24 protein-coding genes and 1 pseudogene are annotated in these 22669 nt (G+C 51.6%); 11 read left to right on the top strand and 14 right to left on the bottom strand.

The annotated features are described in order from the left end of the window. Window positions 1-112 precede the first annotated feature (112 nt). The gene (locus WEB64_RS01040; protein WP_368062235.1) at window positions 113-1252 is read right to left on the bottom strand and encodes a DNA cytosine methyltransferase; all 1140 of its coding nucleotides are present in this window, start codon (window positions 1250-1252) and stop codon (window positions 113-115) included. A gap of 243 nt (window positions 1253-1495) precedes the next feature. Here WEB64_RS01040 and WEB64_RS01035 point away from each other — a divergent pair, with 243 nt between their 5' ends. Beyond that, window positions 1496-2035: a hypothetical protein gene (locus tag WEB64_RS01035; RefSeq protein ID WP_368062270.1), complete on the top strand. Its 540-nt coding sequence runs from the start codon at window positions 1496-1498 to the stop codon at window positions 2033-2035. A 68-nt stretch (window positions 2036-2103) separates the two neighbouring features. Here WEB64_RS01035 and WEB64_RS01030 read toward each other — a convergent pair. The 4 genes and pseudogenes from WEB64_RS01030 to WEB64_RS01015 form a co-directional block, all read right to left on the bottom strand. Continuing rightward, window positions 2104-2424, bottom strand: a pseudogene (locus WEB64_RS01030) (transposase); the annotation flags it as partial. Continuing rightward, window positions 2414-2704: a hypothetical protein gene (locus WEB64_RS01025; RefSeq protein ID WP_368065506.1), complete on the bottom strand. Its 291-nt coding sequence runs from the start codon at window positions 2702-2704 to the stop codon at window positions 2414-2416. The pseudogene WEB64_RS01030 and the gene WEB64_RS01025, both read right to left, overlap by 11 nt. Window positions 2705-2855: 151 nt before the next feature. Beyond that, a complete protein-coding gene (locus tag WEB64_RS01020; RefSeq protein ID WP_368062237.1) occupies window positions 2856-3272 on the bottom strand; it encodes a type II toxin-antitoxin system HigA family antitoxin in 417 nt (138 codons plus the stop codon). Window positions 3273-3277: 5 nt separating this feature from the next. Beyond that, window positions 3278-3589, bottom strand: coding sequence for a type II toxin-antitoxin system HigB family toxin (locus WEB64_RS01015; RefSeq protein WP_368062238.1), 312 nt, complete (start codon window positions 3587-3589; stop codon window positions 3278-3280). Window positions 3590-3686: 97 nt separating this feature from the next. Here WEB64_RS01015 and WEB64_RS01010 point away from each other — a divergent pair, with 97 nt between their 5' ends. Continuing rightward, entirely contained in the window at window positions 3687-4481 is a 795-nt protein-coding gene (locus tag WEB64_RS01010) for a cobalamin-binding protein (protein WP_368062239.1), read from the top strand. Between the two features lie 810 nt (window positions 4482-5291). Here the strand turns inward: WEB64_RS01010 and WEB64_RS01005 are convergent. Further along, the gene (locus WEB64_RS01005) at window positions 5292-5840 is read right to left on the bottom strand and encodes a hypothetical protein (protein ID WP_368062240.1); all 549 of its coding nucleotides are present in this window, start codon (window positions 5838-5840) and stop codon (window positions 5292-5294) included. A gap of 208 nt (window positions 5841-6048) precedes the next feature. On the opposite strand from WEB64_RS01005, the gene WEB64_RS01000 reads away from it, so the two are divergent. Together WEB64_RS01000 and WEB64_RS00995 are read left to right on the top strand one after the other, a co-directional pair. Next, window positions 6049-6483 (top strand): hypothetical protein, encoded by a 435-nt coding sequence (locus WEB64_RS01000; RefSeq protein ID WP_368062241.1) that lies wholly within the window; start codon window positions 6049-6051, stop codon window positions 6481-6483. A 61-nt stretch (window positions 6484-6544) separates the two neighbouring features. Beyond that, on the top strand, window positions 6545-7285 hold the full coding sequence (locus WEB64_RS00995) for an NYN domain-containing protein (RefSeq protein ID WP_368062242.1): 741 nt from the start codon (window positions 6545-6547) through the stop codon (window positions 7283-7285). A gap of 44 nt (window positions 7286-7329) precedes the next feature. On the opposite strand, the gene WEB64_RS00990 is transcribed toward WEB64_RS00995, so the two are convergent. Together WEB64_RS00990 and WEB64_RS00985 are read right to left on the bottom strand one after the other, a co-directional pair. Next, on the bottom strand, window positions 7330-7785 hold the full coding sequence (locus WEB64_RS00990; RefSeq protein WP_368062243.1) for a metallophosphoesterase family protein: 456 nt from the start codon (window positions 7783-7785) through the stop codon (window positions 7330-7332). Window positions 7786-7788: 3 nt separating this feature from the next. Further along, window positions 7789-8571, bottom strand: coding sequence for a helix-turn-helix domain-containing protein (locus WEB64_RS00985; RefSeq protein WP_368062244.1), 783 nt, complete (start codon window positions 8569-8571; stop codon window positions 7789-7791). Window positions 8572-8721: 150 nt separating this feature from the next. Between WEB64_RS00985 and WEB64_RS00980 the strand changes: the two genes are divergently transcribed. The 3 genes from WEB64_RS00980 (at window position 8722) to WEB64_RS00970 (ending at window position 10864) form a co-directional block, all read left to right on the top strand. Further along, the gene (locus tag WEB64_RS00980; RefSeq protein WP_368062245.1) at window positions 8722-9129 is read left to right on the top strand and encodes a hypothetical protein; all 408 of its coding nucleotides are present in this window, start codon (window positions 8722-8724) and stop codon (window positions 9127-9129) included. Window positions 9130-9446: 317 nt separating this feature from the next. Next, window positions 9447-10382 carry a DUF2914 domain-containing protein gene (locus WEB64_RS00975; protein WP_368062246.1) on the top strand — a complete coding sequence of 312 codons (936 nt, stop codon included), beginning with the start codon at window positions 9447-9449 and terminating at the stop codon, window positions 10380-10382. Window positions 10383-10402: 20 nt separating this feature from the next. Continuing rightward, window positions 10403-10864 carry a YchJ family protein gene (locus WEB64_RS00970; protein ID WP_368062247.1) on the top strand — a complete coding sequence of 154 codons (462 nt, stop codon included), beginning with the start codon at window positions 10403-10405 and terminating at the stop codon, window positions 10862-10864. Between the two features lie 104 nt (window positions 10865-10968). Here the strand turns inward: WEB64_RS00970 and WEB64_RS00965 are convergent, their stop codons facing one another. The 3 genes from WEB64_RS00965 to WEB64_RS00955 form a co-directional block, all read right to left on the bottom strand. Next, window positions 10969-11646 (bottom strand): M14 family metallocarboxypeptidase, encoded by a 678-nt coding sequence (locus WEB64_RS00965; RefSeq protein WP_368065505.1) that lies wholly within the window; start codon window positions 11644-11646, stop codon window positions 10969-10971. Between the two features lie 114 nt (window positions 11647-11760). After that, window positions 11761-12726, bottom strand: coding sequence for a transcription termination factor Rho (rho, locus tag WEB64_RS00960; protein ID WP_368061149.1), 966 nt, complete (start codon window positions 12724-12726; stop codon window positions 11761-11763). A gap of 53 nt (window positions 12727-12779) precedes the next feature. Next, entirely contained in the window at window positions 12780-13067 is a 288-nt protein-coding gene (locus tag WEB64_RS00955) for a helix-turn-helix domain-containing protein (RefSeq protein WP_368061148.1), read from the bottom strand. Between the two features lie 436 nt (window positions 13068-13503). Here WEB64_RS00955 and WEB64_RS00950 point away from each other — a divergent pair, with 436 nt between their 5' ends. Continuing rightward, on the top strand, window positions 13504-14502 hold the full coding sequence (locus WEB64_RS00950; RefSeq protein WP_368061147.1) for a ribonuclease Z: 999 nt from the start codon (window positions 13504-13506) through the stop codon (window positions 14500-14502). A 284-nt stretch (window positions 14503-14786) separates the two neighbouring features. Here the strand turns inward: WEB64_RS00950 and WEB64_RS00945 are convergent, their stop codons facing one another. From WEB64_RS00945 to WEB64_RS00935, 3 genes are all read right to left on the bottom strand, one after another. After that, window positions 14787-17525, bottom strand: a complete 2739-nt coding sequence (locus tag WEB64_RS00945) for an AAA domain-containing protein (RefSeq protein WP_368061146.1) — start codon at window positions 17523-17525, stop codon at window positions 14787-14789. Window positions 17526-17689: 164 nt separating this feature from the next. After that, window positions 17690-17992, bottom strand: coding sequence for a hypothetical protein (locus WEB64_RS00940; protein WP_368061145.1), 303 nt, complete (start codon window positions 17990-17992; stop codon window positions 17690-17692). Next, a complete protein-coding gene (locus WEB64_RS00935; protein WP_368061144.1) occupies window positions 17970-18587 on the bottom strand; it encodes a nucleotidyltransferase domain-containing protein in 618 nt (205 codons plus the stop codon). The genes WEB64_RS00940 and WEB64_RS00935 overlap by 23 nt, the downstream gene beginning before the upstream one ends. Window positions 18588-18699: 112 nt before the next feature. On the opposite strand from WEB64_RS00935, the gene WEB64_RS00930 reads away from it, so the two are divergent. The 3 genes from WEB64_RS00930 (at window position 18700) to WEB64_RS00920 (ending at window position 22225) form a co-directional block, all read left to right on the top strand. Continuing rightward, complete coding sequence (locus tag WEB64_RS00930; protein ID WP_368061143.1) at window positions 18700-19095, top strand: transposase; 396 nt, start codon at window positions 18700-18702, stop codon at window positions 19093-19095. Window positions 19096-19462: 367 nt separating this feature from the next. Continuing rightward, on the top strand, window positions 19463-20821 hold the full coding sequence (locus WEB64_RS00925; protein WP_368061142.1) for a hypothetical protein: 1359 nt from the start codon (window positions 19463-19465) through the stop codon (window positions 20819-20821). A gap of 159 nt (window positions 20822-20980) precedes the next feature. Continuing rightward, entirely contained in the window at window positions 20981-22225 is a 1245-nt protein-coding gene (locus WEB64_RS00920; protein ID WP_368065504.1) for a DUF4325 domain-containing protein, read from the top strand. The last annotated feature ends 444 nt before the right edge of the window (window positions 22226-22669 follow it).

The following is a 22669-nucleotide window of genomic DNA, read 5'->3' as shown; positions in this document are numbered from 1 at the left end:
CTCACCTGCTCGCGCAAATTTGGTTGTAGTAATTTTGCGTCAAAATCGATTAGCAACTTAATTAGCGCTTTTCGCAACTCCTGTGGGTCGGAACGTTTTGACCTCCTGGCCATCAGGCAACCTCAAATTCATTTGATTTCGCCGTTTCTTTTAATGTCTCCTGAAAGCATCCTTTCCGCTGTTTCAAGAGAGAACCGATATATTGCGCAATCTTCAACGCGAATACTGGTGGCACGGCATTTCCAATTTGCCGAGCAACTTGAATTTTTGAGCCAGTGAAAATGAATTCGTCTGGAAACGACATCAGGCGAGCCGCCTCCCGATGAGTGATCGGGCGGTCAGCCTCAGGGTGAAGGTACCGACCCTTTTCCGGTTTAAAAAACTCTGTTCGAATCGTGACAGATGGTCGGTCCCACCACAGACGTCCAAAAAGATCAGTACCTCCTGATGGCTTCCTGACCCAACAAGCAGGCGTTATATCCGGCCGATTCCTCTGTAAATCAAATCTATTCCCGCCAGGAGGAACGGCCCTATACCTTTCCAGGCTGACCGGCGTCGGTGAGCGCCCAAAATGGAGATTAAGGGGCGGAGCACTGTGCCTAATCTGAATGCCTTCCGGCTCTGGCAAATCGAAAATAAATTCATGAACGGTTCGCCACGGCGGAAGATTGGTAGTTTCGTTCGGTGCACGGTGCGTCGGTTTCGGCGGAAACTCTGGAGCAATAAAATCTTGAGGGAAGTGATCGGGTCTGTAGCCGACGATTATTGTGCGTCGACGTGTTTGAGGAACACCATAATCAGCCATGTTCATCACACTTGCACTCAACACATCGAACCCGTGGTCTTTTGACCGATGGACTATCTCTTCAAACTCTTGACTCTTTAGCAGACCAGGCACATTTTCCATCACAAACACCGAAGCTTGCGATTGTTCTACGATATCAAGGTAGGGTTCCCACAAAGCCCTTCTCAAATCGCCCTCGCGATTTTTGTTTAGCAAACTGAAACCCTGGCAAGGCGGGCCACCGATAACAGCATCAGCCTTCGGTACATCGCTTTCGGAAAGCCACGTTTCAATGTTGGCAGTTACGCAACGGCCGCCAAAGTTTTCGTTGTAAGTTGCACAGGCCGCAGCATCATTGTCTATTGCCAGAACACTCTCAAACCGGCTATCAACCGATTCGTTGTGAAAGCCGAGGCTCATCCCTCCAGCGCCGCAAAATAAGTCTATAAGTTTGTAAGATTCGCTCATTTGATGTCCTGCGCCGTAAGCCATTTTCCAGAATGTATGTATAAATATACAGTCTTTCGGGGCTGGAGTGGAATAGCTTAATCGGAAATGTATCAGATTGGAGTTCTGCGTCACACCGAAGTAGCAGAACACTCACGCATTCGCCTGCCTGCGCAACCAAGTGCGCAGCACTTCCCCTCCGAACCCGCATACAATAGTGGTATCGTTGGCTGACAATACAAAAGAGCATTCGGAGAAAGTAGTATGGCAAGCCGAGAAAGCTGGAGTGAGGAAGTCCAAAAATCACACATTTCTTTACTACTCGAAATGGCACTCCGTCTCTGTTCTGCATCACGCTTGGCCCGGCGCTGCTTCGCTGCTAACCGCCTCTCCCGTTCCTGCGTCGTCTTAATTTCCTCTGGAGTCGGCGCTGGCGGTGAGTGGGATGGGACAGAAATGGTTGGGAATTTAAGGCTGTCTTTCATGGAAAGCCTTTCGATCAACGTGTTATTGAATGAATCCAAAACCACAAAAAAGATAAACCAGCCTATGAGGCTGATGATGATCTATGACACAACATTGGCTATTACTACTGCGGAAAAGACCTTGAACCAGGACATCGCTCACTCCATTGAAACACCGTTAGGAAGCTTACAAAAGGTGTTTTCACCATGTCCACAGCTAATGATCGATAGACACCGGATTTTACAATTCCTCACGCAACAAGCGGGCATAACCCCCGGAAAACCGGGACACCCATTAGCCAGCCAGTTGCAAGGCGCCATTCCTAAACGTGCCGGGTAGCTCGACCCCTCGTATCGCTCTGGTTTATCCACCATCCCTGCTTTGACAGGATTGAGTTCCACATAGCGACAACAAGCCAACAGGTAGGCATCCGTATCAACCGGGCTAATCTTGTAGCGTCCTTCCCAGAGGGACCCACTGCGTTTTTCGAGGGCATTCACAAAACGGGTCTGCCGACCAGCCAGACGTTTCATCAATTGAGGGATTGCGGTCAGGTTGTCGTTTGCTTGAACGACCGGATGAACATGGTTCGTCATCAGGCAGTAACTGAAAACTTCCAGCTCATAGACCTGCTTCCACTCCTGAAGATTTTCCAGGTAGTACTCAAAATCACGGCGCTCGACGAACACTGGTTGGACCTGCCTCGGTTTCTGAGTGTCAGCTTTCATTGAGAGTGGTAATGCCGTCTATTTCAGTCACCGTTTTGGCATCCGCCCGCTCAATAATTTTCAGAAGGGTAGATTGAATCGTTTCATCGTCCCGGGCGTCACCGCCACTCGCAAACGTTTGCTTCTGGGGAGCCGCGCCCTCCTCCATGGTAAATGTAACAACGACCTCGGTGGCCGAATCCGGCGTTTTACCAAAATACTCCAGCGAAACTAACGGATACCCATGAAAGCCCTTCCTAACCTGCTTTGCAATACGCTTTTTTGCTTTATCCATATGCATAAAAGTGCCCGTCGCTGCGCCTGTTATCTGGGTGCCACATGAACACCCAGTCGATACCGTTCGCCAATTCTAAGCCGTTAAATACATCAACAAATAGGTCTGTCCCGGTTTTCTTGTGTCCCGGTTTTTTTGCGCCTTGAGGTAAATGATTTCAAAAAAACAGTACTGGAGGCACCCCGAACCGTGTGCCGAGGGATTCCATATGTTTGCGGGTCAGCTTTTTCCCTTCAGCACCATTCAGAATTTTGCTCACATTACCCTTCGATCCCAGCTCTGGCAGGTCAGCAACTCCAAGAGCGTGCTGAGCCATAAGCGTTTTCAATACCGCGATTCCCCGATCTGTTCCTGCAACAGCAGCATTAAAGTCAGAAAACTCTGCTGCCTGGTCTTCCCAACGCTCAATGCTCACAGCCAGAATCTCGATTAACAGCCTGCTGGCGTCGTAGTCATCCACCAACTGGTCCATCAGCTCCAGTGCTTGCTCATAGTCATCCCGGGTCTCAATATGGGCGACAAAAGGCACCTGAGCCAGGGCGTCTCTGATCTCAACAAAAGCAGGCGATAACATAAGCCTCACTCCCTATTGCGACGGTATTTGTCAGTCAGCCGGTCGTATTCGGCATGGCTACAGATGTGTTTCACATACATACGGTTATCACGAAACTCAATGAAGGCAATCAGCCGTAAATTGTTGCCGCCAATGTCGATTACCCACCATTTGTCCCGGTATTTGAAATTGTCCAGGGTCGGGAACACCTGGCTCAACTGATCGGGTGTTTCGAATCTTCCATTTCGTAACGTCGTGTAGGTATTGACCAATGCCTCCCGATCATTGGGAAACTCCCTGGCTGCATCATTGAACGGTTTTCTTGAAATTATGTGCACAGAACTTCCTTGTTTCTTTTTTTGAAACTTTAGCACAGAGTTTCAAAAATGGAAACCTGCTCGAGCCAAACCCTTCACTTCCACGTATAGTGTCCCCATGAATTATCCACAGCGCATCGTCTGCCTCACCGAAGAAACCACAGAGACCCTCTACGCCATCGGCGCCGAGGACCGCATCGTCGGCATATCCGGGTTCACCGTGCGGCCCGAGAGAGCCCGGAAGGAAAAGCCGAAAGTCTCCGCGTTCACCTCCGCCAAGATCGGGCGAATCCTGGACTTAAAGCCTGACCTGGTGGTGGGGTTTTCCGACATGCAGGCCGACATTGCGGCCGAACTGGTGCGTAGCGGCGTGGCTGTGCATATCTTTAACCAGCGCACCGTCGCTGGAATCCTGTCCATGATCCGAACCCTCGGCGGCATGTTGGGCCTGGCCGAGCAAACCGACGCCTACGCACAAGCACTGTCCGACCGGGTGGAAACAATAAGATCGGAACGAAGCAAGGGCAATGGGGCAAGACCCGACCGTCCGCGTGTCTACTTCGAGGAATGGGGCGACCCGATGATCACCTGTATCGGCTGGGTGTCCGAGCTGATCGGTATTGCCGGTGGCGAGGATATTTTCCCGGAACGGGCCGCCGAGCCGGGCGCCAGGGAACGCATCATCGAGAACCCCGAAGACGTCATCACCCGCAAACCGGACATCATCATTGGTTCCTGGTGCGGGCGAAAATTCCGCCCAGAGCAAGTGACCGAGCGCCCCGGTTGGGCCGAGATACCGGCCGTGGCAAACAACCACCTGTACGAGATCAAGTCACCGCTGATTCTTCAGCCTGGGCCGGCGGCGCTGACGGATGGGTTGGATGCGTTGTGTGGGATTATTGATCGGGTGTGAAGAAAACCGGGACAGGTAATTTTGCCGTTGACCAAGGCTAAGACGCCAGCTCAGCGCTGATGTGAGCCACAAGCTCAGGCCTCGTCAGTTTGACCAAACGAATACCCTTATAGCAGTCGGTACACGAACATTCCGCCATAGAGCGCACTGCCGTCATAATCGTTTCTGGGCTAGAGCACCAGCGATCATAGCGTTTCAGGTAATCATCCACATTTATTAACACTTCGCAGTCAGTCTCGGGCATTAGTGACGTTTGAGCTGCTGGGGTTTGCTGACCAGACTGGGCGTTTCCACTCGGCCGAGAATTGATGAGTCGATAAGCGTTAGTGTTAGCCACTGCCCAGGTGCCGGTGTGCTTACAACGGTATGAGATTACATCAATGATTTTCTGAAAATCATCATTGAGGTTTCGAACAATGATGGGTTCATGGTGTGCAATGCGGTTTCGCAACCTCCGAATTGACTCAAGCTGGGTGTGAAGCTTTGCACGATTGCTCTTTAAGGTACGGCCTGGAAGTCCCGGGAAGGTTGAAGCAAGATGTTTATCCCATACTCGCCCATCGTGACGCTTGGTGAACATGTTTTGCCAAAACACAAATCGGAGCTCTGGAATGACCTTGGACGTTTTCTTTGCTGCGGTATAGGGCTCCCGAGCTCGCGTTAGGTCTCGCTGCGCACTGTAAATATTCTTTGGATTGGGAAGGCTTTGCTCGAAGCTGTGTGACCATGGCCATTCAGGGCCATAGGCAGCAGTAAGTGCCTCATCAATCCCGTTTCTTACGACCACTTCAACGATGTGCAATGGATGCATTAAAGCGACCGAAAAGCGAGAGCAGAGGAAATGTCCTTATCAGTTCGCGGCGTTCCAAAAACAGACTCGAAACCAAGGTAAGTACCATCTGCTTTTTTCAGAAGTTTTTGGTACTCCTCATCGGACGTTTTTCCCATTCCATTCCGAATAATTGAGAAAATAGACCTTTGCGCGTGGCGGTAGTTTTTCCCACATTTGCTGGCGTGTCTTTCCAACATTTCGCTACCATTCGTGAGCACGTGCCTGAGCGGACGCGGATCAGAACCGCCTGCGTCTGGACGCTCATATTGCTCGATCTCCCTAGCCCACTGGGACCACACATCCAAAGCGAGCGAAGAAAATTCTTCCGACTCTTTAGCGACGCGTTCCAAACCCTCGGATAGTGCATTGGATGCCGATCCATGATGCACTGCCAGAGCACCTTGTTCCGCAATACGCTTTGATTCTCGGCTTACTTTAAGCGATCCCCATGCCGCTACTGCGGCAGCAATGCTCGCAACCGCTGATAAGGCCGAAGGAACAGAACCCATCAAATCTGCATAATCCATTTATTCTTACTCAAGCGTCTAGTTTTCCGTGTGTGAAATAATGGGAATGAAACGCCCACCGACGCAGCAAAGAATAACCCCGCATTCGCTGTCGTCACTACTCTCGCGGTCAGTATCCTACACTTCATTACCTTGTTAACAGGTACAATAGTCAATCACTGCTAGGCTAGAGCGTACATAGTTATAAAAACGACATGGAGCGCCATTAATGCCTCGTCCTGAGTTTCTCACCGGCGGCGAGCCCGCCCGCCTGATTCCGATAACGGCAGACAGCGCCCGAGAGCAGAAATCCGTGTCCGTTATCCTTGCCGGCCTCCGCTCCGTGCTTGACATGTGCCAGTCCCTGCTGAAGTCTTTGAACATGCGTGTCGGCACCAGCGCCACCCTGGAGGCATGGATAGAGCCGGTATTCCTGAATGAAGACAAGAAAGCCGTTAAGAATAAAGACCGACCAGACGGGCTGCTGATCCTGCGCACCGGGAGGCGCGAATGGCGGGCCTTGATCGAAGGTAAAGTTGGCAACGAAACCATCACCGAGGAACAGGTGTCGCGCTACCTGCAGCAGGCCAAAAACCACAAACTCGATGCCGTGATCGCTATCACCAACCATTTCGCCGCGCTGCCGACTCACCACCCCTCATAGTTCTGGGCAAGCCATGGTAAAGTCCCAGATTCGAGACTTTTAAAAGGACCATTCAAGGAAGATGAATAATAACTACAAAATTGCGCTCCTGATCGACTGCGACAACGTGAGCCATCAATCAATTGAAGGCGTACTGCAGGAACTGGCCAAGTATGGCGCCGTGAACGTACGCCATGCCCATGGAAACTGGAATGGCCCCCAGCTTGGTGGCTGGATCGAAAAGCTGCATGCGAATGCCATCCGGCCAATTCAGCAGTTTGCCTACACGTCCGGCAAAAACGCCACTGATGCGTCCATGATCATCGATGCAATGGACTTGCTATACAGCAGAAACGTGGACGCTTTTGCGCTAATGACCAGCGACTCTGACTTCACCCCCCTCGTTATGCGAATTCTTGAGGCTGGTCTACCGGTGTTTGGCTTTGGCGAGCGAAAAACACCCATGCCATTCGTCAACGCCTGTTCTCAATTCATCTACACAGAGAACCTACGAGAGGAGATCGAGCAGCAGGATGCCACCGTCGATGGCGGCAGCCAGAAGCCAACCGGAGAAATCAAATGGGGTCGCAACCAGCTGCGGGGGGATACAGTTCTTGTTCGAACTCTGCGGACCGCGGTTGAACAAACCGCAGATGACGATGGATGGGCGCATCTCGGCCGGGTTGGCCAGTACATATCCAACAACAGCTCCTTCTCCCCTGTGAACTACGGGTACAAAAAGCTTAGTGATCTCATCCGGGCTAGTGAGCTATTTGAAATCAGCATTCGGGATAAAAGCGTTTTGTACATCAAGAGCCCCTAGAAAATGGATCAGATCTATTTTTCAGACGCGGCGGGCCGAATTGATCAAATCGGCAGTTCGATGATTTTACCTGCCACACGGTCTTCGTTCACCTCTAGCCGCCCTACCGTGATTGGCAGAGTAAAGCGCCGGGGCCCGGCTCCACCAGGATTGAAGTAAAGCACGTCGCCGACCCACTCGTTACGGGGTTTGTGGGAATGGCCGGCGATCACCACGCGGTAACGACCTTGCGGATCGATGTCGAGGGTTTTGACGTCGTGGAGCATGTAGAACGCGTGGCCGAGGAACTCCAGATCCTGAACATCCGGAAGATTCGCTGCACGGCCTGTTTTGTCGATATTGCCGCGAATCGCAATCACCGGAGCGATCGCCTCCAGCGCTACCAGAACCTCATCCCCGCCAACGTCACCGGCGTGAAGGATCAGCTCCGAGCCTCTCAATACCTCCAAAGCTTCGGGACGCATTTTGCTGTGGGTGTCTGCTATGACGCCGATTTTCATGGTTCATCCTTGCCAATACGCCTTACTGCGCTCATCCATCGGAAAGAAATGCTCGATCCGTAAATTCTGAGCGGTAACGTCCAGGGGCGTGCCAATGGTTGCAATAGTGGAAAAGATTTTGAGTTGTTGGTCCCCCAGATTCAGGGTAAATGGAATTGCCGGGTAGTCCAGGTGTTCGACCGCGTGGCTTTTCCAGTGTTGTGGCACACCGGGCACCGTCAGTGCGTGTTCCAGCAATCGATTGGACTGATCCCGAAAGGGACCTGCCAGATGCTCATGGTAGACACGTTGCAACATATGGCAGGCGATATTCTCCCAATCGCCCACGAAGGGTTTCATGCCCTTGCCATCCAGCAGCGACAGCAAAAAATTTGGCCGGGCCGGAAACTGAGCGCCCAACTCCATCATTCTTGCCATCATCTCCTGCATGGCCTGGTTAGCCATCACCAAATAATATTCGTGGTCGAATACGACCGCAGGGTAAGGCAGGTGTCCCTGCAACAGGTGCTCAAGCGCCTCCCTGATCATGGCCATACCGGGCGCGCTCAAATCCTGGTCGGAGTAGACCTGGCTGTAACCCGCCGCCGACAACAGGCGGTTGGTTACAGCTAGGTCCGTTTGCAGCATCTGCGCTAAATGCAGAACCATGCCTTTGCTGGGCTTGCTGCGGCCGGTTTCCAGAAAGCTGATGTGTTTTGCCGACACCTCGCACGCCAGGGCAAAATCCATCTGGCTCAGGCGCTTGCCCTGCCGCATTTCTCTGAACAGCGTACCGAAGGCGCTCATTGGCTTTCCTGTCAATCCCGAGTATTCAGCCATTATCCCGATCGAGGGTAGGCTGCACCATTACCTCAGAGGTAATTGAGCTTATCACCGCCCGGGTAGAAGCTTTGTAGCGTAGTCCAACACTTTACGAAACCCGATTGAGGTGATCCCATGAAAAACCTAGTCCGTCGATTCAGTGTGAAGCAAATACTTCTGAGCGATGTCTGCCTCTCCACGCCCCTGGCGTTGGCTCTCATTCTGGCTGCGGAGCCGATTGCACAGTGGGCGGGAGGCCCAGGCGCAACCTTCTACCTGGCGGTCGGCGTTGTGATGCTGCTGTGGTGCGTGGATATGGCCGCCGTGGCCTTCAATGAACAGTGGCAGGAGAAGTATCTGAACCTGATGATTGCTGCCGATGTTACCTGGGGCCTGCTGTCCCTTGGCCTGATGGTATGGTTTGCCCAGAGCCTGCAGCCGCTGGGCTGGGTGCTGTTCGCCCTGAACGTGCTGGTCCCGCTGGATATGGCGTGGATGAAACGGGTTACTGGTAGTAGGCCACACCAGCCTGCGTTCGGGTAACGACTCATTCTGCAACCAACCGGCGAAATGACTGCTGATATGCAGAAACGTTATGCGGCGTTTGCAGGTGTTACACCACGCAGGCGCGAGCGCCCAATCGAGGATTTCATGCAAAAACTGTTTGAAGATGTCGAGAGTGACTTAACAGCACTGTAACCTCGTACTTCCACCAGTTTGCTATAGTACGATTTTAATAATTTTGTCTCCCGTACTGGCAAGTTATCCTCTTTTTTTCGCCTAACACCTTCGCAATACGCAACGTGAAGCTGTTGTGCACATTCAAATCATCCTTTGCCCGTATCAAGGAAGAACGACCAGTGAAAACAGCGATACCGAAAGAGCGACCTTTTTCAGCTCAGTCCTCCCGCCTACCCGAGCCTGCAGAACCCCAGGAAATTGTTGTGTATCATTGGGGGCGCATCTTTGCTGCACTTTTCGTATTGTTTCTGGTGGTGGGAGGCATAATCTGGGGCGCCTTTGAGATCTTTGGCACCGGGGAACAAAAAGAAGTGCTGGTAGAGAATCAGAGAGTTGAGGCGCCTTCTCCGCCGTCGGTATTTATCGACCAGCCAGCGGCCGAGCGTCCCTCTATCCAATTACCGAAGACCGCACCACGAGAAAAGCCGGAATTTGGCGCACGCCCTAGCATGCCGGACCGGACAAATTCAGTTCAGGCAGAAGTCGCCGAGCCGCCTGACTCCATGCCCGACACTGCATCGGAAACCGCGTCGAGTGAATCCGGTGCGGAACCCGCCCCCCCTCAGTTGCCCAGTCAGGCGAGCGAACCGGTGTCACCGGTAGAGCCCGCCTCCCTTCCGGCGCCGTCTGCAGGAGAATCCGAACCGTCCCCGGAAGATGCTACGTCCATCAAACTACTTTCTGATCACTTGATCCGGGCGCAATTGAGTACCGGCCTGGAGGAAAAAGAGCCAATCGACGAAATCCCGAACGTTTTGATGATGGAGAGTGACGGACTGATTCGAATTTACCTGTTTACCGAAATCCAGGGCATGGAAGATCGGCTGCACTTCCACGACTGGTACCTGGAGGATGAACGGGTTGCGCGGGTGGAAATCAGGCCGTCGGGTGACCCCATGCGCGCATCCTCAGCCAAGTATATCGACCAACACATGTTAGGAGACTGGCGAGTTGAGGTGGTCACAGAGGAAGGCGAGCTTTTGGCCAGGGGGGCGTTTTCCGTTCTCCTTGCCCCTGCTCCGAAAGTGGTGATCCACGATTCTGACCCGAGATAAAGTTTGTAAAAAGACACTCTATGACAGACGATTTCGCAAGCACTCTATGCCCTTGTGGCAGCAGAGCCCTCTACGCGCAATGTTGCCAACCTTTGCATCAGGGCGAATCCGCCTTATCGCCGGAGACCCTGATGCGTTCGCGGTATGCCGCATTTGTGCTGAATCTGCCGGAATACATTCTGACGACCTGGCACCCCAGAACCCGGCCAGGATCACTTAGCCTGGAAGACTCCCCTGACTGGGTTTCACTCCAGATATTGAATAGCACTGAAAATGGCGAACAGGGCACGGTTCACTTCCGGGCTAACTATCGCCTTGCCCAGAGCTTCGGGTTTCTCGAAGAGCGTTCAAATTTCCTCAAGGAGAACGGCCACTGGTATTACCTCCAGGGTGAAACTAGCGAAGGCCAATTCAAACCCGGCCGTAATGAAACCTGTCCCTGTGGCAGTGGAAGGAAATACAAGACTTGCTGCCATAAGTAGAGCGAGATCTTTAGGATGCAGATGGAGCGGGTGATGGGTGTCCCGGTTTTCCTACTGACAGCGCATAGTTGATCGCCGCACACACCGCGACAACCTGCGCGGCATTACATTGCTCGGGGGTCACTCGGTCGCTGTCTGGGTATACCTCGGTGGTGGTCCTGTAGCGGGCGTTGGTCATGCTGGTGCAAAGGCCAAGCTGCGCCAACGGATACTGAATAACGCGCCGGGCGGAACTCGGTTTCGTCGGTATCGGTCGTCTCGTGCAGGTCGATGTGCAGCAGTATTGGCTCATCGATCGACGCCACAAGTTGAATGAGCGCCGCTGACTCCCCCGCCTGGCCGTCATCACGAAACGAGCGGTTGGGATCAATCGCGTTCGCGTTCCAGCGATGGCTGCGTTCGTAAGCCCAGGGGCTGACGCAAGGCGCGACCAGCAGGTTTACACGACTAGCATAATCCGCTGCATGTTGCTCAACGAACTGCAGCGCACCATGGACACCGCTTGTTTCATAGCCATGCACGCCGCCCGTAATCAGCACCACCGGCCGATCGGCACGCCAGTTGCGGCTACGGATCGCCATCAGCGGATAAACGTCCGGGCCGTATTCCAGACGGCCATACTCTTGCACGTCGAAGCGCGAACGCAGCCGCCCAACCACGCTCAGTACATCAGATTCGTAACTGCGTTCACGGGCCTGCCGTGACAGCCACTGGGCACGTTCCGCGTCGCCCCAGGGAGTGCCGGACGTACCGATTGGATATGCCGCTGAAGCGGTATTCATATCGCTTGTCTCCATCAGTCGCTCGCGCGCATCTCACGCATGCGCATCGGCATGGTATCGATCCCGGGAAAATAAATCTGTCCCGGTTTTCCAGTCCCGGTTTTCGGTTCAGATTCAATCGGTGTGCGTTCCGGGGATGTTTTTCAGAAGCTCGGCATTTGTGGGGTACTTCTCAAGCAGCTCAACCAGCTTTTTTGTGCCCTCTAGCGGTTTGAGACCGCCAAGCGCCCGGCGCAATGCTGTTATTTTGTCTAGATCTTTTGGATCCAACAGCAACTCTTCACGGCGCGTACTGCTTTTCGAAATATCCAGCGCGGGAAAGATTCGCTGATTCGCAACGTCTCTCGATAAAACCAGCTCCATGTTCCCCGTGCCCTTAAATTCCTCAAATATAACCTGGTCCATACGGCTACCGGTATCAACCAGAACGGTTGCCAAAATGGTAAGCGAGCCGCCATTCTCAATGTTTCGTGCAGCGCCAAATAACCTCCGCGGGATCTCCATCGCTCGCGCATCAACCCCGCCAGACATAGTGCGACCGCTGCTCTTTCGCTCCGCATTATGCACACGCGAAAGCCTCGTGAGAGAATCAATCACAACCATGACGTTGTGACCCTCGCCAGCTTGTTGGCGGGCGATATCAAGAAGCTCATCGGCAACGCGAACGTGGTGAGCATAGCTCTCATCCGAAGAAGAAGCGTGTACCTCAGCCGGGACGCTACGCTTGAAATCAGTGACCTCTTCGGGTCGCTCATCTATCAATAATGCGTAAAGTTTAATCTCGGGATACGCCTTTCCCACCGCCTGGCAAATATCTTTTAAAATCGTCGATTTGCCAGACCCCGGCGGTGCAACTATCAAACCTCGCTGCCCCATTCCAATCGGCGTGATCAAATCCATCGCACGCACCGTGAGTTTTTCTGAACCTGACTCCAAACGAATCCCCGGCGCTGGATTGATAGCCACAGCATTTAAAAAACGTTTTTGTGGATCGGCCTCAAACACTGCTTCGGCTTCCTCAGCCACTGGTTTAGCGTCTTTATTTCGTTTTCCGGTTAAACCTAATGTCTTTCTCGTCATGGTTGTTTGATAACTCTTGTTTGATAGATATTTTTCGAAATGGATTAATTTGCTCAGTGAAGCTGACTAAAAACTTCCGGGTATTGCTCAGCAATCCGCAAAAGGGCAACTGCCGGGCCTTGTGGTTCTCTTCGACCCTGCTCCCAGTCCTGAAGAGTTCGCACGCTGACTCCCATAAGACCAGCAAACGCCGATTGCGACATGCTCAGCTTCAGTCTGATTACCTTTGGCGGAGACGGCTCTGAAAGCTCATGCGTCCGCAGAGCTAATTTACCTTTCTTGAATTGTCGAATCTCATTCATACCGTCGAGAATCTCCGCCCCAAGGTTTCTGTCACCCATTTTTGATTGCCTCCGCTATCTGCTTGAGCGTATAGCCAGGAATAACTGCGCGCTCTGATTTACTGTACAGCGTGAGCATCCATATCTCGTGGTCAGATTTCTTCCAATAATAAATTGCCCTGATACCACCGCTCTTTCCCGAACCCGCTGGTGCCCATCGGACTTTTCGCACACCACCCGAACCTTTTATGAGGCTCCCTGCGTCCGGCTTCTGTAAAAGATACGTTTGAAGCCCACGGTATTCCTCGTCTGTGAGGTAGTTCGGCAAAAGCCGGTGAAAGTTGAGGTCTCGATGAATAGCATTGTCAAAATATACGGCAATGCCGTACAAAGATCAAGGCCGGGTCAGTGGGATAATGAAGACGAAAGGCCACCGGCCTGAATTAAGCAAAACATGTATTCTTAGGGTCAGACCCCACAGATCAAGCGAGGAACCATGGAATTCACTTTCCTGGGCACATCCGCCGGAACACCCACACGGTCACGCAACGTAACCGGCCTGGCCCTATGCCACTCCGGCCCCAAACCCTGGTACCTGGTGGACTGTGGCGAAGGCACGCAGCACCAGTTGATGCGTACTCGCTACTCGGTGATGCAGTTGCGGGCCATATTCGTCACCCACATCCACGGCGACCACACCTTCGGCCTGCCGGGCCTGCTCACCAGTGCCTCGATGCTCGGCCGTACGGAGCCGCTGGATGTCATCGCTCCCGTCCAGGTGCAACGTTTTATCACTGCAGTGATGGACAACAGCGACTCCAGCCTGAGCTACCCTCTGAACTTCATAGACTCCGAAGCGCCCGACTTCCACTGGCAGGATGAGCAGTTCAGCGTGAGCGCCGAAGCGCTTTCCCATCGCGTTTCATGTCGCGCTTATGTGTTCACCGAAAGAAACCTGGAGCGACAGCTGCTGCAGGACAAACTCCGCAAAGATGATATCGAGCCCGGCCCCGAATGGGGCGAATTGCAGAAAGGGAACAATGTTCTGCTGGAGGACGGCCGCCTGCTCAGAAGTGACGATTACACACAGGTTCCGCGCACTGCCCGCCGTCTGATCGTCGCCGGCGACAACGACACCCCGGCCCTGCTCGCCGAGGCCTGCGAAGGCACCCATGTGCTGATCCACGAGGCCACCTATACCCAGGACGTAGCCGACCGCGTCGGGCCATGGCCTCAACACAGCTCCGCGGAACAGGTGGCAAAATTTGCCCAACAGGCACAGCTTCCCAACCTGGTGCTGACTCACTTCAGCTCCCGTTACCAGTCGGGACCTGGCGGCACCCCCCACATTAATCAGCTGGCGGCCGCATCCATGCAGCACTACCAGGGCCAGCTATTCCTGGCTCGGGATTTCGATACCTACCGGCTGGCGAAGGATTTATCGCTTAGCTGCCTGACAACCGAAAACACCTATACGAGATCAAGTCACCGCTGATTCTTCAGCCTGGGCCGGCGGCGCTGACGGATGGGTTGGATGCGTTGTGTGGGATTATTGATCGGGTGTGAACAAACGAAAACTGGACGTAACCATCTTGGCCTGTTTTAGCAATGGTTCTACCCGATAACAAAGTCCGAGAAATAGGTCTGTCCCGCCTTTTCAAGAATGAGAAAAATAATCGGACGAAGTTTTCCTTCGAAAGCAACTCGAACTGAAATCTGTACGCTCTCACAACAATCACCCAAATTGGGTGATTAATACCCAGACTGGATTTTATTGGCTCAATGGAGTGAGGAGCCTTGGATTCGATGCAAGAATTCGACGATACGTTCTTCAATCCGGCTCTGGACGGTCTTCAACCGCAGTATTTCAACGCCTGCTTTTTGGAGAATACTGTCCTTCAAGGCGTCCCGGCGCCGCTGAACATCTGACTCGTGTGACCCGCCGTCTACTTCAATCACCGCCAGGGGTTTCTTGCCGACTTTGTAATAAATGACAAAGTCGCAGCTACTTCGGGAATGCAAAAATGCTGTTTCGTCTTTCGTCAGTGAAAGCGATCGAGCGGAAACAATCTGATTCAATGGAATTTGTGGGAAAACTTTGAGATCCCGATTGGAATCCCGAATAAGGGATTCACGAAGAATCTGAGCAACAATTTGCTCTGACTTGAAGTCAGAATCTGACGATCGAAGCAGATTCTTCAATCGGTTCAGCGATTTGTCGTACTCTTGATACAACAAGTCGAATGCCGAGACCACGGGGGACCTGATGATCTGATTCGGCTCGCCAGAACCGTAATACTCGATATACCTGACCAATGCCGCAATGTGGCCTCGCGCCTTATCAAATACTTCCTCGCCTATGACGAGAGTAAATTGCTTCTTTGCGCGAGAAACAGCGACGTTAACAAGTTGAGGGTCATCGACAAAACTTATCTGCTGATGATCATCTGCGGACTTTTTGTCCAGAACTGTGGAAAAAACGATTTCATCGCACTCTCTGCCCTGGAATTTATGCGCCGTTTTACTCGCGAAATCAACGGGTAATGCCCCTTCCGCGAGATCCACCTGAGCATTGTAGGGCGCGATAAAACCTCGTCCGTCCGAATCTTCAGACAGTCTTTTCTCAGAGCGCTCCAAAATGTGGAGAATCGAGTCTATTTCACGAAGATTTTTGAATCCACGAGCGTGGTTACCTTTCGCCGTAACAATCAGTCGCATGGGGTCTGGATGCGTCCCCTCGGTCATGGGGATGAGTTGATTTTCGTAAAACTGCTGGTTGCAGAATTGGATGATCATGGGGTCGCACCGGTAATGTTCTTTCAGCAGCGTTACCGGCACGGTCTCGCCGAAAACCTTAAGGCAAGAATCAAGCAAACTTTGCGTTGAACAGTCGTATTTCTTGTCGGGCGGCGGCGGCTCGACTGCCTTGAGAACGGGCCTGAGCTGTTTCGTGTCGCCAACAATAATGAGGTTGCGGGCGCAGCCCATCGCCAAGATTCCGGGCAAGATGTCTTGCTGGGAAGCCTCATCGATGATGGCATAATCGATTACAGTGCCAGCACCGATCGATGCCAAGACAGAGTGGGTACTGCTGCCGACAATCGGAAAGCGCTGAAAAAAATCGCAGGGCAGTTTGCGATTAGACGCCCCTTTAAAGTCAGTTTCTGGCCATTTCCTTCGGCCCAGCTCTGACCTCATATGCGCTAGAGATGAGTTGGCAATTGCGAGTATCAGCGCTTCCAGATCGTTGTCTTCAAGAGTCTTTTGGAAACTTGCCAGCTCAAGCTCTTTTTGTCGCAGCGCCTTGTCGTAATACTGCCTTTGAAGCATCTGTACAAGGCCATTTCGCTGCTTCGCGGTGCGAAAATATTTCGTGCGGACAATTCGGTAACGGAAAAAGAGCGTCAGGCGATCGCGCAGAGAAACGGGTTTGTCTTCAAGAAGATTCAAAAATGCGATCAGTTCGATCAGTTGGCCCGAGGGAAATTGGTACCTCGCTGAAAGCCTCTCATCAAAACAATCGCGTGCAGATTCCGAGTCCTCCTCTATCCACCGCGTTAAATGGCGACGCTCTGCCAACAACTCTCTAATTTCTGCCTTCAACAAAGCTGCACTGGTTTGGGCATGAAGAACGTCTTCAACCGCGCCGACCTGCCGACTGATGTTCCAGAGTGTTGGCGCGACTTCTGCTGCTGGGACTGAATCGGGTATCGACGGTGGGTCTTCAAAGAACCGTGAACGGTTGTCACGATTTCCCAGTTGCGCCGATAGATAATCGAGGTCATACGTCTTCAGCTTTTCATAAATGTTCTCAACCGCCGAATTCGCATTTGACAATACCGCGACGGTTCCTCCCTTCAGGACAATGTTGGCGATGATGTTCAAGATGGTCTGCGTTTTGCCGGTTCCCGGCGGGCCCTGGATAACACTCACCTGGGATTGGAAAGCCCGCCTTGTCGCCAAAAGCTGACTCTCATTCAGGCCGAATGGGAAAATGAGTTGTGCGGGAGCTTCTCTGGACTCAGATTTACCTGAGAGGTAAGCGTTCAATACCGAATCAGGGTTCGGCAGAAGTTTGTCCAGCTGACTCCTCAAAAAGCTATCCGGAGAAAACTCCTCGTCATCGTTTCCCGGCGCACCAGTTTTCGCTCTCGCCTCCGCCACATCGAGAAAGTATTGGAAAACTGCGCTTTGTTTGAAATTGGCGGTTCGTTCAATAACGACGTTTTCTCGTTTGAATAAATAATCCTTTTCTGAGTTGGGATATCGAACCAACGCCTGCTTTTCACCGAACACAACGACCTTTTTCACTTCCTGATAGGAGCGGCCCGAATCTCTCGAAAGCAGGCAGTTTTCGAATACCTCTGTCGGTTCTATCCTGCAATCCGCCAATGGCCATCGAAATCTCTCCCCGGACGGGGAACGGACCACCAGGTCAAAAAACGTCTTTGAATGTCTAATTTCCCAATCAGAGATTTGGTCAGTTTTATCCTGACCACTCCTTTCAATCCGAACCATTCCGCAGCGCCCTGAACCAAGAAAAAAACGTTATTCATCAGAATCCTTCAATCGCCCGTCAGCCTGAGCACGGCCTCCTCGATCTCTTCTGCAATTTTGAGAACACTCTGAATCAAGGCCGGGCTCAGGTCGATCTCACCTTCATATTCCGCCAGATTTCTCTTTTAATGGGCTTGATCAAGCACCCGCCATTTCGCCGCCGACAACCCTAGGGTGTGTTGTAAACATTGAAAAACGAGATAGCGATTGTCCGACCGATAACCGCAATGCCGTAAAGCGGCGAGTGACAGCGCATGTGCAGCGTTATACGAAAGGTCAAAACGGCTTTCGATGCTTAGCGAGTCGAGACGTGCATCTTTCAAACGAACAGTCCCGGAGCGTATTAATCCTTTGATTTCTTCTGCATCGGGAGGCTCCCGATGGAGCTTATTAATCTTGACCAGATTATCGAGAGATTCCGAATTCATCCAAATTCCCTTTAAGTAGGATGTAAGGCCCATCCAGGACCCTGGTAAGAAAAGATTGCTGCTTCACAATACGGCTTGTGAAGTCGCTTCGAGTATACACCGTAGGATTAATGGTGCGGGCAAGCGAACGTTCTGCGGGATCAAGGGTCTCGAAAATATCTTCCAGACTCACAGTGTCGGATACTAGCAAGAGATCAACATCGCTTCCTGCGTGATCAACACCCTTCGCCACCGAACCGTAAAGCAACGCAATATCAATCTCAGGGTACAGAGGTTGCAACGCAGTATCGATCTGGGATTCTGGGCCGAGCAATTTCGTTACCAGAGAGGCGAGTTCAGAGTAAATCGGGGATTCTCGATTTACTCTGTAACGCTTTTGCCGGCCTCGAAGATCTTGAAAAACGAGTCCGCAATCGACCAGCCGGGCCACTTCTCGTTGCACTGCGCCAGACCCTGCGCCAAGCGCGTCGATTATCTCACGTAGAGCAAAATCGGCATCGGGCCTCAAAAAGAATAACTTTAAAACCTTTTGCCGGGTCCCGGGGAAAAGCGCCTCCGCCATTCCCACCTGCTTCGAAAGCTTTTGATTTTCCATATGAACCCCGAAATACCCAATTGAGGTACATTTATACCCAAAATGGGTTTAAAAAGCATCCCCTTCCGTCATCCTCGCTGGCCTACGGTCCGTGCTTGAGCTGCGCCAGTCTATGCTGAAATCCCTGGGCGTGCGTGTCGGAACCAGCGCCACCCTAGAGGCATGGATAGAGCCGGTATTCCTGAATGAAGACAACAAAGCCATCAGGAGCAAAGATCGCCCAGATGCGTCCTACTGCCGCTGTGTGAACAGTCAGCGGCTGAGCAACGGCAAAACCAAGGGCCAGAACAACACGCGTAACGGAAACAAATATTTGGGATGGGCATTCGTTGAATTGGCCCACAGCATCATCCGGCACAACAAGACGGCGCACCGGTTCTACCAGCGCAAACGAGCGCAGCGCAATGGTGCCCTGGCCACCAAGGCCCTGGCTCATAAAATGGCCCGAGCCTGTTACTACGTGATGCGCGACGAGGTGCCATTTGATCAAACCAAACTCTTTACCTGATGACGATTTGAGTGCGTAGAGCAACCCGGAAACCGGGATGGTTCAACCAGAAATCTGAATGGGTCTCCGCGCACTCTCCCGAGCACGCTGAGTGCCTGATGCGCCCTGACCGTGAGCCACTCTGAGACTGGCGTCGTGAAAGCGACTAACCATCTATCTGCAACACTTGGACGCGGGCAGGCCTCTTATTGTGTCTTGACTCCGGCTGGCTAATGGGAGTCCCGGTTTTCCGGCGACTCTCACCCGCACACCCTGTTACGCCCCTTTTTCAAGCTTTAACAATTCCTTAGCCGATAAACAGGCACATCCCGTCATCGCTGCTAGTATTCATTAGCAAACTAAAATAAATAGAAGCATGGAGCTGGCTGTGACGACTCGTCCTGAATTCCTGTCTGGTGGTGAACCTGCCCGTCTTATTCCGATAACTGCAGATAGTGCTCGTGAACAGAAATCTGTCTCTGTGTTACTGGCAGGTATGCGCTCCGTGCTTGAACTTCGCCAGGCATTGCTGAAATCCCTTGGCACCCGCGTCGGAAGCAGCGCCACGTTAGAGGCCTGGACTGAAGTCGTGTTTGCGAATGAAGACAAGAAGGCCGTTCAACTAAAAGACCGACCGGATGGGATCTTGATTCTTCGCACCGGAAGGCGTGAATGGCGAGCGTTGATCGAGGCAAAAGTTGGTCACGAAACCATCGGCGAAGAACAGGTTTCACGCTATCTACAACAAGCAAAGAACCATAAGCTGGATGCCGTAATCACCATTACCAATCAGTTCACAGCACTCCCGACTCATCACCCGGTAAAACTTCCAAAAATCGCTACCCGCTCCGTCGCGCTTTATCACTGGTCCTGGGCATTCATTCGCACACAGTGCCAACTCCTGCTCAAGAATGATGGCGTTGAAGACATAGACCAAGTCTTCATCCTCGGTGAAATTCTCCGCTATTTCGAGAGTGACCGGTCCGGCATCAGTAACTTTGACCAGATGAACAGCGAGTGGAAGGACGTCGTCAATAAGGTGAAAAGCCATGCCTCACTGACAAGAGCCAGCGACGAGGTACAAAACACCATTGCGGCCTGGCACCAGGAACAGCGGGACCTTTGCCTGATCATGTCCAGGCTGACGGGCAGCAACGTTTCTCTGAAGCTGAAAAACAGTCATCGGACGGATGCTGCGGAGCGGGTTAAAGATGACGCCACCGATTTCTGCAAAGAGCCCGTGCTCAAATGCGCGTTAAGCATCATCAATGCGGCGGCTGATCTGGAGATACATGCAGACCTGCAGCGACGAATGATTTATTGCTCCATGAAACTCACAGCACCAAAAGATAAAAAGAGCACCAAGGCCAGAGCCAACTGGCTGCTCCGACAACTGAAGCGCACAAATCCGGCAAACTTCTTTGTGCGAGCAACGAGGCCCGGCAAGGCCGAGACAACCTACCAGCCGCTAAGTGCCCTAAGGGACTCCCCTGAGTTACTGGAGTCCGAGACATCCAATACCACCGCCACCACCCTGGAAGTGGTATACGAAGTAGATCTGGCTGGTAAGTTCAGCGGTCGAAAGATATTCATTGAGGAGCTGGAAAAAGCCGTGCCTCATTTTTATCAGGAGGCTGGACAGTGGTTGAAAGCCTGGAGCCCGGCACCTCCAAAAATCTCTCAGAAGTCGGGTAATAACGAAACAGAACTATTAGAGGCGGCGGATGAGATGGCTGCAGATGCATAAAATAAGTCTGTCTCGGTTTTCGGTTATTTTAATAGAAAATAGATCTGTCCCGGTTTTCCGATTCTAAAATTGCCGCAGCGCTTGATGTTTTGAGTGTGTTATTATTCATTAAATAATTTATCAATGGCTTAATACAATATGTATAAGACAGAAATTAGAGTGCCCGCAAATATCGAAGACAAAGGCCTCGAGAATTTTTTCGGCGGTTGGCACTGGATAATTTCGCCTACCGGACCAGTCACTATCGATTTTTCGACTGTAAATTACATCGCTCCATATGGAGTTACCTTATTCGCCGCTTATTATCTTTTTCTAAAGGAAACCAAAAGAAAGCACGCCAGAATAAAATATTCGGGATCGTCCGTGGCCGGCGGATACCTACAGAAATCCGGCTTTCTTGAGCTAGTTGAACAAGGGACCGACTCTTTAAAAAGTGAATATGGCGACGATGAGAGAATAGTAAAGTTAGTTCGAATTCGCACAAGCAAAGAGATTCCGAAATTTGCCAACGACGTTATGACCATACTCGCAATAGATGATGTTGAGGTCGCTGGAGCAATAAAATACTCTCTAATTGAGCTATTAAGAAATGTCATCCAACATTCTTTCAGTGCAATTGGGGGCGTCGCTATGGCCCAGTATTTCCCAAAATCTGGTTTGGTAGAGATCTGTGTTGCAGACTGCGGATTAGGAATTAAGGACACCCTGAAACAATCTTATCCAGAAATAGACAAAGATATAAAAGCGGTAAAATTTGCGACACAACCTCATGTATCGAGAACGTTTGGAGCCACTCTATATGACTCAATGAAAGATAATGCGGGTTTAGGACTATTTTTTATCAAACAGATAACCTCCTTGGCTAGCGGTAGATTTTTTTTAGGGTCTGGCAACGCTCTTGCAAATATATGGGGCGACAAAGATGGAGAGCAACAGAAAACTTATAAAGTTGCTAGAAATAGCGGATGGCCAGGCACTTTCGCCTATTTGCAGCTGAGAAAAGATTCAATTGCAGAATTTGACCAGATACTTCAGAGCTGCCGTCATGTTGCTGCAGAAGCAAGAAAATATCCTAATGAATTAGCACTAGATTTTATTTTCGAAATCCCCGATATCGAAGATTTATATATAATATCCGTGTCAACTTTCGAGGAAGATGTCGAAAAAGCCGCTGAGATTCGAGATACTGAAATTATCCCCCGAATCAATAGTGGGAGCATGGTTGTTATCGATTTTTCCTCTGTAAGCTTCGCTACTCAATCATTTGTACACGCATTAATATACAAAGTAATTAGGGATGGACAACAACTCGGCTCAACGTTATCTGTTGCAAATTGCTCTAGCTCAACGCGAGAAGCTGTAATGGCTGTCGCAGCTTACGCAAAAATTCATCCTGATGGGTAGTCATTATGAACTCAATTGCAGAAAGCGATAAACGAAAGCTACGGTTAATTGTCTCCCATCCGCCTCGACACTGATTGGATTGACACTCAGTGCATCACCACGATCCTAGGAAGAAAACTTGAAAAGCGAATCGCAGGACCATTTGACTTTACATCCCCGAGACTCGTTGATGTGGCAGAACGCGCTGACCGTGTAATCCATAGCACCAAGCGCAGTTACACCACGGGGCCCCAGCCACCATCCTGGCATAGTTGGGGATTTAGCTTGGTCGGTAACTTTCTCCTACTAACTACTTATAAAAAGAGCTTTCAACGTAACGCCACCAGCAGACGCACATGGGAGAAACCGCTTGGCCTCATATCACTGGAATAATACTGATTGCGACTACGGTAAGCGGTCCACGAACCCCATCTTATCCGCCTGACCAGAATTCGCCAGAATCAA

The sequence above is a fragment of the Marinobacter sp. genome (assembly GCF_040882185.1).
Classification (GTDB): Bacteria; Pseudomonadota; Gammaproteobacteria; order Pseudomonadales; family Oleiphilaceae; genus Marinobacter.
The sequence above is the reverse complement of the archived record's forward strand: the minus strand, read 5'-3'. Positions and strand labels throughout refer to the sequence as shown.